Origin of the sequence: Pseudomonas sp. S37 (assembly GCF_016658545.1) — a bacterium.
In the GTDB taxonomy this organism is placed as follows: Bacteria; Pseudomonadota; Gammaproteobacteria; order Pseudomonadales; family Pseudomonadaceae; genus Aquipseudomonas.
Genome location: NZ_JACVZC010000162.1, coordinates 1 through 11058, shown reverse-complemented (window position 1 = coordinate 11058; position 11058 = coordinate 1). Strand labels below are relative to the sequence as shown.

The 11058-nt window shown below is 63.0% G+C and carries 9 protein-coding genes and 4 tRNA genes; 2 read left to right on the top strand and 11 right to left on the bottom strand.

Going from position 1 to position 11058, the window contains the following annotated elements; translation table 11 throughout:
• Positions 1-227: 227 nt before the first annotated feature.
• From IAE39_RS27715 to IAE39_RS27695, 5 genes are all read right to left on the bottom strand, one after another.
• Entirely contained in the window at positions 228-1007 is a 780-nt protein-coding gene (locus tag IAE39_RS27715; RefSeq protein ID WP_201207663.1) for a class I SAM-dependent methyltransferase, read from the bottom strand.
• A gap of 287 nt (positions 1008-1294) precedes the next feature.
• A tRNA-His gene (locus IAE39_RS27710) sits at positions 1295-1370 on the bottom strand.
• Between the two features lie 36 nt (positions 1371-1406).
• Positions 1407-1491, bottom strand: a tRNA-Leu gene (locus IAE39_RS27705).
• Between the two features lie 52 nt (positions 1492-1543).
• Positions 1544-1619 (bottom strand) — tRNA-His (locus IAE39_RS27700).
• 41 nt (positions 1620-1660) lie between these two features.
• Positions 1661-1737, bottom strand: a tRNA-Arg gene (locus tag IAE39_RS27695).
• Between the two features lie 270 nt (positions 1738-2007).
• On the opposite strand from IAE39_RS27695, the gene folD reads away from it, so the two are divergent.
• A complete protein-coding gene (gene folD, locus IAE39_RS27690; RefSeq protein WP_201207662.1) occupies positions 2008-2862 on the top strand; it encodes a bifunctional methylenetetrahydrofolate dehydrogenase/methenyltetrahydrofolate cyclohydrolase FolD in 855 nt (284 codons plus the stop codon).
• A 185-nt stretch (positions 2863-3047) separates the two neighbouring features.
• Here the strand turns inward: folD and IAE39_RS27685 are convergent, their stop codons facing one another.
• Genes IAE39_RS27685 through IAE39_RS27660 form a run of 6 tightly spaced genes read right to left on the bottom strand, consistent with a single transcriptional unit; the run spans position 3048 to position 8967 of the window.
• Positions 3048-4787: an ABC transporter substrate-binding protein gene (locus IAE39_RS27685; RefSeq protein ID WP_201207661.1), complete on the bottom strand. Its 1740-nt coding sequence runs from the start codon at positions 4785-4787 to the stop codon at positions 3048-3050.
• A gap of 39 nt (positions 4788-4826) precedes the next feature.
• Entirely contained in the window at positions 4827-5099 is a 273-nt protein-coding gene (locus tag IAE39_RS27680) for a DUF2160 domain-containing protein (RefSeq protein WP_201207660.1), read from the bottom strand.
• A 12-nt stretch (positions 5100-5111) separates the two neighbouring features.
• The gene (locus IAE39_RS27675) at positions 5112-5912 is read right to left on the bottom strand and encodes a carbohydrate ABC transporter permease (RefSeq protein WP_201207659.1); all 801 of its coding nucleotides are present in this window, start codon (positions 5910-5912) and stop codon (positions 5112-5114) included.
• Between the two features lie 3 nt (positions 5913-5915).
• Positions 5916-6779, bottom strand: a complete 864-nt coding sequence (locus tag IAE39_RS27670; protein ID WP_201207658.1) for a carbohydrate ABC transporter permease — start codon at positions 6777-6779, stop codon at positions 5916-5918.
• Positions 6776-7873 carry an ABC transporter ATP-binding protein gene (locus tag IAE39_RS27665; RefSeq protein ID WP_201207657.1) on the bottom strand — a complete coding sequence of 366 codons (1098 nt, stop codon included), beginning with the start codon at positions 7871-7873 and terminating at the stop codon, positions 6776-6778. Before IAE39_RS27665 ends, IAE39_RS27670 begins: the two co-directional genes overlap by 4 nt.
• Positions 7873-8967: an ABC transporter ATP-binding protein gene (locus tag IAE39_RS27660; RefSeq protein WP_201207656.1), complete on the bottom strand. Its 1095-nt coding sequence runs from the start codon at positions 8965-8967 to the stop codon at positions 7873-7875. The genes IAE39_RS27665 and IAE39_RS27660 overlap by 1 nt, the downstream gene beginning before the upstream one ends.
• A 223-nt stretch (positions 8968-9190) precedes the next feature.
• Here IAE39_RS27660 and IAE39_RS27655 point away from each other — a divergent pair, with 223 nt between their 5' ends.
• Entirely contained in the window at positions 9191-10933 is a 1743-nt protein-coding gene (locus IAE39_RS27655) for a sigma-54-dependent Fis family transcriptional regulator (protein WP_201207655.1), read from the top strand.
• Positions 10934-11058: the final 125 nt, after the last annotated feature.

Sequence of the window (11058 nt, the reverse complement as noted above, 5' to 3'; positions counted from 1 at the left end):
GTAGGAGCGGCTTTAGCCGCGAAGCGCCGCGCGGGCGGCGCTCGATTTCACCGGCGCTGAAAATGTTTCGGCGAATACCTGCGGCGCTCGATTTCACAGGCGCCAAATCTCTAAAGGCATGCACACCACAACCACACAAACCCAAAAACAAAAGGCGCCCGGCCCTACGACCATGGCGCCCTCCACACTCATCAGGACATCGACAGGAACCGATACCCTCCACGCACTCAGACGAAGCTGATATTCGCACGCTGGGCGCCGTACACCACTCGCGCCGCGGTCACCAGCTGGTGAGGCACCTCGACGTAAGGCACGTCGGAATTGCTCAGCGCCATGTCGAAGAGCTTCACCAGCACCGAGTCGCGACGCACGAGAATGACATCGGACCAATCGGTATTGGTCATGGCGACAGGGATGAAGTCCGAGCGCTTCATGAAGCTGCCCAACGCCTCGAGCACACCCAGGTTCTGTCGGGTGCCGTGATGACTATGGCAACAGTCATTGAGCATCATGATGCCATCAGGCCCCAGCAGCTCCTGATAGTACATCATGTCGCGCAGGACGTACTCGTACTGATGGTTGGCATCCACATAGACCAGGTCGAACTGCTCGATACCGGTCTGCTCGCGGATTTTCTCGATCGCACCGATGCTGTCGGCGCGAATCACGGAAACCTCTGGCATGTCGACGAACTTGGCCAGGCACTCCTGATACAGACGCTCCCACGTCTCGTCGTCGTACAGCGAACCGCCATAGTAGTACTCGTACTCTTCCACCGGCGAAACCCAAGGCGGCAACTGATCAAACGGGCTGTAGGCCTTGTTCGCCTCCTTGCTCCAGCTGTCGGCCAGCACCATGCGCGCCGGCGACAGAGCTGCATGCAACTTCAGGGCGTTTTCACCGCGCAGCACTCCAACCTCGGCGATGACCGGGCGCTTTTCCAGCGCATTGAACACCGCAGCCAATACCTGGTACATGTTCACTCGATGGGTATTGCAGACTTTCATGCTCTTTCCTTATCCATGATTAGGCAGCGCCTGAAAACAATCGCCAGGCGGCTCAACCACAGGCTCCTAGCAAGAATCCGACCACACTTCACCAAGCAGCCGCAGCCCGCCTGGCACGGGCCGCAGGCAGCCCGCGTGAAAAACAGCGGATGACTGCTGCCAACGAAATGGCACCCAGGCAAGAAATCTGCCGCCCCAGCCACACGAAAAAAACGAAAGCGAAAAAACTGATTAAAAAACGAAAAAGGCGCCTTGATCGTAAGATCAAGGCGCCTTTTTCAAGAATATGGGGTGGACGATGGGAATCGAACCCACGACAACTGGAATCACAATCCAGCGCTCTACCAACTGAGCTACGCCCACCATATTGCGGTGTTGCGGTACAACCTTACAGAAGCATGGTGCGGACGAAGAGACTCGAACTCTTACAGCTTGCGCCGCTGGAACCTAAATCCAGTGTGTCTACCAATTTCACCACGTCCGCGTAACGCTTAAAACAAAGGCGCCAGATGCTATCGGGGCGCCTTCGAAGAATATGGGGTGGACGATGGGAATCGAACCCACGACAACCGGAATCACAATCCGGCGCTCTACCAACTGAGCTACGCCCACCATATTGCATTACCGCCTACTTGCTTGCCAAAGCTGCCTAATGGCGCACCCGGCAGGACTCGAACCTGCGACCATCCGCTTAGAAGGCGGATGCTCTATCCAGCTGAGCTACGGGCGCTTAAGCTTGAAGCCTAACCGAACAAGCATTTAACAGGTAACTGCCAAACCACTCATTCTGCCCGACTTAGCCAACCAGTGCTAGGCTGTGCCCGACAAGTGCGGCGAATCTTATAGGCGACCCCGAAAGTCGTCAACACCTTTTTCAAAAAAATTTAAATTATTTAAGGGCTTAGGGGATTTGCCCGACCACCCGCCTTTGCCCTTGGCCCGTGTCGTGCGAGAATGCGCGCTCTTTATTGTTTCCTTCTCGATGGTTAATCACGCGTCTATGACTGCACACCTAATCGATGGCAAGGCAATCGCCGCCAGCCTGCGCCAGCAGATCGCTCAACGTGTCGTGGAGCGTCGCCAGCAAGGCCTGCGTACGCCGGGCCTGGCGGTGATCCTGGTCGGCACCGACCCCGCCTCCCAAGTCTATGTCTCGCACAAGCGCAAGGACTGCGAAGAGGTCGGCTTCATTTCGCAGGCTTTCGACCTGCCCAGCGAGACCACCCAAGAAGCTCTGACCGAGCTGATCGACCGCCTCAACGATGACCAGGCCGTCGACGGCATCCTGCTGCAGCTGCCGCTGCCGGCACACCTGGACGCCTCGCTGCTGCTCGAGCGCATTCGCCCGGACAAGGACGTGGACGGTTTCCACCCTTACAACATCGGCCGCCTGGCCCAGCGTATCCCGCTGCTGCGCCCGTGCACGCCAAAAGGCATCATGACCCTGCTGGAAAGCACCGGCCAGGACCTGTACGGCATGAACGCCGTCATCGTCGGCGCCTCCAACATCGTTGGCCGCCCGATGGCCATGGAGTTGCTGTTGGCCGGCTGCACCGTGACTGTCTGCCACCGCTTCACCAAGGACCTGGCCGGCCATGTCGGCCGCGCCGACCTGGTAGTAGTTGCCGCCGGCAAGCCGGGCCTGGTCAAGGGTGAGTGGGTCAAGGAAGGCGCCATCGTCATCGACGTGGGCATCAACCGCCAGGAAGACGGCAAGCTGGTTGGCGACGTGGTCTACGAGACCGCCCTGCCACGCGCTGGCTGGATCACCCCGGTGCCGGGCGGCGTCGGGCCGATGACCCGGGCGTGCTTGCTGGAAAACACGCTGTATGCGGCGCAAGAGCTGCACAAGTAATAGCGCGTGAAATGAAAACGGCACCTCTGGCAGGTGCCGTTTTTTTTGCCTGTAGTTGATGCATTGGCATTGCCGGCCTATTCGCGGGTAAACCCGCTCCCACAGGGTCCGCATGCCCTAGAAGGACAGCGATATCCTGTGGGAGCGGGTTTACCCGCGAAGAAGCCAGCGCGGTATTCAGCCGATCACTTCCTGGCTGCCTCCCAAGACTTCAGCAGTTCGTTGTAGCTGACCGTCTCGCCCTTGGGCTTTTCGTTGGCCAGTTTGGGCTTTGGTGCACCGGGCTGGTCGAACCAGTACTGGGCGTCCTTCTCCGGGTTCAGCTTCGGTGCACAGGTGGCTTGGGCGTTGGACCGCTGCAAGCGCTCCATCATCCGGTCCTGGTCGCGCGCCAGGCCGTCCAGGGCCTCCTGCGGGCTCTTCTCGCCACTGGCCACCTCGGCGATATGGCTCCACCACAACTGCGCCAGGCGTGGGTAATCCGGCACGTTGGTGCCGGTCGGCGTCCACTGCACCCGCGCCGGGCTGCGGTAGAACTCCACCAGCCCACCCAGCTTGGGCGCCAGCTCGGTCATGGCCTGGGAGTTGATGTCCGACTCACGGATCGGGGTCAGGCCGACGATGGTCTTTTTCAGCGACACGGTCTTGGAGGTGACGAACTGGGCGTACAACCACGCTGCCAGGCGCTGCTTTTCGGGGGTGGACTTGAAGAACGTCCACGAGCCGGTGTCCTGATAACCCAGCTTCATGCCCTCCTCCCAATACGGCCCCTTCGGCGAAGGCGCCATGCGCCACTTCGGCGTGCCATCGGCGTTGACCACCGGCAGCCCGGGCTTGGTCATGTCGGCAGTGAACGCGGTGTACCAGAAGATCTGCTGGGCAATGTTGCCCTGGGCCGGTACCGGCCCGGCTTCGGAGAAGGTCATGCCCTGGGCTTCTTTCGGCGCGTAGGCGCGCATCCAGTCCACGTACTTCTGCGTGGCATAGACTGCCGCCGGGCCATTGGTATCGCCACCCCGGGTGACGCTGGAACCCACCGGGTGGCAGTCCTCCACGCGAATACCCCACTCGTCCACCGGCAGGCCGTTGGGCAGGCCTTTATCCCCACCGCCAGCCATCGAGAACCAGGCGTCGGTGAAGCGCCAGCCCAGCGACGGGTCTTTCTTGCCGTAGTCCATGTGGCCATAGACGCGCTTGCCGTCGATTTCCTTGACGTCTTCGGTGAAGAATTTGGCGATGTCCTCATAGGCCGACCAGTTCACCGGCACACCCAGCTCGTAACCGTACTTTTCCTTAAATTTCGCCTTAAGGTCCGGCCGATCGAACCAGTCGGCGCGGAACCAGTACAGGTTGGCGAACTGCTGGTCGGGCAGTTGGTAGACTTTGCCGTCCGGCGCGGTGGTGAAGGAAATGCCGATGAAGTCCTTCAGGTCCAGGGTCGGCGAGGTGTAGGCCTTGCCCTCGTTGGCCATCAGATCAGTGATCGATTCCACCTTGCCGTAGCGAAAGTGCGTGCCGATAAGGTCGGAGTCGTTGACCCAGCCGTCGTAGATGTTCTTGTCCGACTGCATCTGCGTCTGCAGTTTTTCCACCACGTCGCCTTCCTGCAGCAGGTCGTGGGTCAGCTGGATACCAGTGATCTCGCTAAAGGCCTTGGCCAGCACCTTGGATTCATATTCATGGGTGGTGATGGTTTCCGACACCACGTTGATCTTCATGCCACGGAACGGCTCGGCCGCCTTGATGAACCACTGCAACTCGGCCAGTTGCTGTTCAGGGGTAAGGGTCGAAGGCTTGAACTCGCTGCCGATCCATTTTTTTGCCGCGTCCTCGTACTGGTCGGCCCAGGCAGTGCCCTGCACGCTGGCCAGCACCAGCAACGCGGCCAGGGTCAAATGTCGCCTGTTGTGCTTGTTATCGAACATTGTGATCTCCCGTTTCAGTTATCCCACAGGGCCGCTCGCTCAGCCCCAGCGCAGCACCAGCACCAGCCACGCCAGCGACAGCAGCGAGGCCACCCACAACGGCCACTCGCTGACGCCGACCACCAGCAGGTGCAGGTAGGCGCTGGCCAGCAGGCCGACGAACAAGCGGTCACCACGGCTGGTGACCAGCGGCAGAAAGCCTCGCCGCTCCACGCAGGGGCGGCGCAGCTCAAGCAGGGTCATGCCCAGCAGCAGTACACCGACGGCGGCGAAGAACAGCGCCGTCGGCAAGGTCCAGGCCATCCACTCCATGCGTTGCCCTCCTTACACCCGGCCCAGGGCGAAGCCCTTGGCCACATGGTTGCGCACGAACCAGATCACCAGCATGCCCGGCAAAATGGTCAGTACCCCCGCCGCTGCCAGCACGCCCCAGTCGATGCCCGAGGCTGACACGGTGCGGGTCATCACCGCGGCGATCGGCTTGGCATTCACCGAGGTCAGGGTGCGCGCCAGCAGCAGTTCGACCCAGGAGAACATGAAGCAGAAAAATGCCGTGACGCCGATGCCCGAGCCAATCAGCGGAATGAAGATCTTTACGAAGAAGCGCGGGAAGCTGTAGCCGTCGATGTAGGCGGTTTCGTCGATCTCCTTCGGCACGCCGGACATGAAACCCTCCAGAATCCACACCGCCAGCGGCACGTTGAACAGGCAGTGGGCCAGGGCCACGGCGATATGCGTATCGAACAGGCCGATCGATGAGTACAGCTGGAAGAACGGCAGCAGGAACACCGCCGGCGGCGCCATGCGGTTGGTCAGCAGCCAGAAGAACAGATGGCGGTCGCCGAGGAAGCGGTAGCGCGAGAAGGCATACGCCGCCGGCAGCGCCACCAGCAGCGAAATCAGCGTGTTCAGGCACACGTAGTACAGCGAATTGATATAGCCGTTGTACCAGCTGGGGTCCGTAAAGATCACCCGGTAGTTGTCGAGGGTGAACGCCTGCGGCCACAGGGTCAGGCCGCCGAGGATCTCGGTGTTGCTCTTGAACGACATGTTCAGCAGCCAGTAGATCGGCACCAGCAGGAAGAAGAAGTACAGCAGCAGGGCCAGCGTTTTGCGTGTGCTCATGGGCTACTCCTTGTCGGCATGGGTCATGGCTGTGTAGAACAGCCACGACACCAGCAGGATGATCAGGAAGTACACCAGCGAGAACGCCGCTGCCGGGCCCAGGTCGAACTGCCCCACGGCCATGCGGGTGAGGGTCTGGCTGAGGAAGGTGGTGGCGTTGCCGGGCCCGCCACCGGTCAGCACGAACGGCTCGGTGTAGATCATGAAGCTGTCCATGAAGCGCAGCATCACCGCGATCAGCAGCACGTTCTTCAGCTTGGGCAACTGGATATGGCGGAACACCGCCCAGCCCGAGGCACGGTCAATGCGCGCAGCCTGGTAATACACGTCGGGGATGGCGCGCAGGCCCGAATAACACAGCAGCGCCACCAGCGAGGTCCAGTGCCACACATCCATCACCAGCACCGTGAGCCAGGCGTCGAATGGGTCGCCGGCGTAGTTGTAGCTGACCCCGAGCTTGGCCAGGGTGGCGCCGAGCAGGCCGATGTCGGCGCGGCCGAAGATCTGCCAGATGGTGCCGACCACGTTCCACGGGATCAGTAACGGGATGGCCATGACGATCAGGCACACCGAAGCCATGCGCCCCTTGGTCGGCATGGTCAGAGCAATGCCGATGCCCAGCGGGATCTCGATCAGCAATACGCAGGCGGAATAGATGAACTGGCGCAGCAGCGCGTCGTGCAAGGCCGGGTCGCGCAGCACCTGGCGGTACCAGTCGGCACCGACGAAGTAGCGGTTGGACTGGTCGAAGATGTCCTGCACCGAATAGTTGACCACCGTCATCATCGGCACTACCGCACTGAACGCCACCAGCAGGAACACCGGCAGCACCAGCCACCAGGCCTTATTGTTCGGCACCTTGTTCATGCCTCGGCCTCCAGCAGCACGTCATCGACATACAGCAGCAGCCACGGCGCGGGCAGGCTGACCCAGGCCTGGCCCGCAGGCAACGGGCGATCCTCGCCCAACCGCGCCTTGAGCGCGACACCACCCAGTTCAAAGGTGACAATGCGGTAGGTACCAAGGTCCTCCACATCCTGCACCCGCGCCGGGTAGGTATCATCGAACGGGCTGTCCCACAACTGCACGAACTCTGGGCGGATACCCACCTGCAGGCGCCCGCCTGGCATCGCGGCCAGGCGCTCGCGCAGGCCGCCGGGCAGTGCCAGGTGAACATCGCCGAATACCACCCCGTCTGCCTCGGCGTGCACCTCGATCAGGTTCATCCCCGGGCTGCCGATGAAGTAGCCGACGAAGGTGTGCCGCGGCCGCTCGAACAGCTCGCGCGGGGTACCGAACTGGACGATACGCCCGCCGTGCATCACCGCGATCTTGTCGGCGAAGGTCGAAGCCTCCAGCTGGTCGTGGGTGACGTAGATCATGGTGATGTTGAACTGCTCGTGGATCTGCTTGAGCTTGCGCCGCAGCTTCCACTTCAGGTGCGGGTCGATCACCGTCAGGGGTTCGTCGAACAGGATTGCCGACACGTCATCACGCACCAGGCCGCGGCCCATGGAGACCTTCTGCTTTTCGTCGGCACTGAGGTTGCGCGCTTTCTTGCGCAGCACGCCTGCCAGGTCGAGCACCTCGGCGATTTCTTCGACCCGGGCACGCACACGGGCCTCGTCCAGCCCCTGATTGCGCAGCGGGAAGGCCAGGTTGTCGAACACCGTCATGGTGTCGTACACCACGGGAAACTGGAACACCTGGGCAATGTTGCGCGCCTGCGGCGACAACTGGTTGACCGGCTTGCCGTCGAACAGCACCTCGCCGTGGGACGGCGTCAGCAGCCCGGAAATGATATTGAGCAAGGTCGACTTGCCACAGCCCGACGGCCCGAGCAAGGCATAGGCACCGCCCTGCTCCCACACGTGCTCCAGTGCGTGCAGGGCATAGTCTGCCTCGCTGGCGGGCTGGCGGCTGTAGCTGTGCGCCAGTTGGCGCAGGCGGATTTCGGCCATCACCCTCTCCTTGCCTGGCGCAGCCCCGGGGCCTGCACCAGCGCCCCCGTGCTGTCGAAGACGAACAGCTTGTGCGTGGGGATGAACACGCGGATCGGCGTATCCACCTGGTACTCGTGCACCCCGGGCAGGTGCAGGATCGTGCGCCAATGCTCGTTGCGCACATGCAAGAAAGTCTCGGAACCGCTGATCTCGGCCAGTTCTACCAGCACCGCCAGCTCCAGGTCATCGTCATGCGCCGGCACCAGGGTGATATGGCTGGGACGCACGCCAAAGCGGTACTCGCCCTCGGCAAGTTGCTGCAGGTCGGCATTGCGGGCGAAATGCACGGCCTGGGCCAGGCTTACTTCGTTGCCACTGATACGGCCAGGCACCAGGTTGATCGGCGGCTCGGAAAACAACTCGGCGGCCAGCACACTGCCCGGGCGCTGGTAGACCTCGCCGGTGGGCCCGCTCTGCACGATACGGCCCTCGTGCACCAGGGTGGTGGTGCCGCCCAGCGCCAGCGCCTCGGTGGGCTCGGTGGTGGCATAGACGGCAATGCACTGGCGCGCCGCGAACAGTTCGCGCAGCTCCTGGCGCAGGCCTTCGCGCAGCTTGTAGTCGAGGTTGACCAAGGGCTCATCGAACAGGATCAGCGAGGCATCCTTGACCAGCGCCCGGGCCATCGCCGTGCGTTGCTGCTGGCCACCGGACAGCTCCAGCGGCAGGCGCTGCAGGTAGGCTTCGATGCGCAGCATCTCGGCGGTTTCCTGCACCCGCCGGCGAATCTCCGGCTCGGCCATGCGCGCCTGGCGCAGTGGCGAGGCGATGTTTTCGTACACGTTCAGGGTCGGGTAGTTGATGAACTGCTGATACACCATCGACACGTTGCGCTCGCGCACCGGCACCCCGGTGACGTCCTGGCCGTCCATCAGCACCCGCCCGCGATCCGGGCGGTCGAGCCCGGCCATCAGGCGCATCAGGCTGGTCTTGCCGGCCAGGGTGCGGCCCAGCAACACGTTGAACGAACCGGGCTCGAAACGCAGCGAGGCATCGACGACCCAGGCCTGGTTGTCGACGCTGCGGCTGACCTGTTCCAGCACCAGGGACATGGCGTGGCCTTCTTGTGGTTGTTGTCTGCGGGGTACAGCCAGTTCCGTGCCAGATTCGCCACGCTGCTCTGGCCCGAGCCCTGTGCGGCAACGTCCGGCAATTACGTGTTCACACGTGAACACAATCACTGAACAACTGAACATTTGCCGGTTTGACAATGAACACCGGTGGGCAACACTGAACAGCGGTCCGCCCATAACAACAACCAAACAGGACAGGCCCATGGCCGCATCCGCCCACGCCCAACTGATTCAGGCCTCCTGGGCCCGCTGCCGCGACCACGGCCTGCAACCCCAGCACGTGCCCGACTTCGACTGCCTGACCCGCGCCGAGCTCAATGCCCTGCTGGAGCGGCGCCAGGCCCTGCTGCAAGTGACCCGCGACGAAGTGCTGCCGCACTATGCGCACCTGCTGGGCAACGCCAGCTACCTGGTGATGCTGGCCGATGCCAGTGGCTGCCTGCTCGACAGCTGGGGCTCGCGACGCTTCATCGAGCCGCGCCAGCAGCATGGTTTCACTGCCGGCGCCCATTGGCATGAACGTGGCGTCGGCACCAATGCGCTGGGTACCGCGCTGATCTGCGCCGAGGCGATTCACGTCGGCCAGGACGAGCACTTCCTGCGCCAGAACCGCTACCTGGCCAGCGCCGCGGCGCCGCTGTTCAACGCTGCGCGGCAACTGGTCGGGGTGCTCGACGTGGCCAGCGACGGTTACCTGCCGGCCAGCCAGACGCTGGGCCTGGTGCGCATGATGGGCCAGAGCCTGGAGAACCGGCTGATCCTCGCCGAGCATGCCGGGCAACATGCCCAACTGATCTTCAACAGCGCCCCCGACAACCTCGACAGCCCGTGGGCCGGCTTGCTGGTATTCGATGAGTGCGGGCAGGTGCTGGCCGCCAATCACCGTGCCGACAGCCTGCTCGGCGGCAACCCGCTGGGGCAGAATATCGAGCAGCTGTTCCAACTGCCCCTGCAACAGCTGCTCGCTCATCCCCGGCAACGGCCCTTCGCCCTGCAGGCCACCGGGCGCAACCGTTTCCATTGCCAGTGGCAACCTGGGCGCGAAGCCAGGCGTAGCTGTGCGGCTGGCAGCAGCGAACCGCGCCTGGCGAAGGCCCTGGCACAGGCCGGCCTGCTGCTGGAAAAGGACATTCCGGTATTGGTACAAGGCGAAACCGGCGTAGGCAAGGAAGTGTTTGTCGACACCCTGCACCGTGCCAGCAGCCGCGCCAACCAACCGCTGGTGGCCGTCAACTGTGCGGCAATCCCGGCCGAGCTGGTGGAGTCTGAGCTGTTCGGCTACGACAAGGGCGCGTTCACCGGCGCCCACCACAAGGGCAACCCAGGGCTGATCCGCAAGGCCGACCACGGCATCCTGTTCCTCGATGAGATCGGCGACATGCCCCTGCCGACCCAGGCCCGCCTGCTGCGTGTATTGCAAGCGCGCAGCATCCAGCCGCTGGGCAGTGGCGAGCCAGTGGCGGTGGACATTCGGGTAGTGTCGGCGAGCAACCGCGACCTGGCCGAAGAAGTCCGCGCCGGGCGCTTTCGCCAGGACCTGTACTACCGTATCGCCGGGCTGGCGGTGGTCCTGCCGCCACTGCGCGAGCGCAGTGACCGGCGGCAACTGATCGAACAGGTGCATGCCCGCTACCGCGATCCCGGGCAGCCTGCGCGGCTGCCTGCGGGCATTGTCGACCTGCTCGACCGGCACCCGTGGCCAGGCAACCTGCGGGAACTGGTGAGTGTGCTGCAGGTGGCGCTGGCCCTGGCCGGTGCTGGGCCGGTCGGGGTGGAGCACCTGCCTGCGGGCTTTCTGGCCGAGTTGCAGGTGCCGGTGCCGGTTGCCCGCGAACCGGCAGACCTGCCAACGCTGGTGGCGCAGGCCAATGGCAACCTGTCGGCAGTGGCGCGCGGGCTGGGGATCAGCCGCACCACCCTGTACAAGCGGCTGCGTGAGCAGTGACGCAGTTGTCACGCGCGTTGTCGTGCAGGGAACCCGATTTACAGGCGTTCTGCATACCCTGTGGGAGCAGCTTCAGCCGCGAACACCGGCGCAGCCGGTGCCATACACCGCGCTGGTTTCTTCGC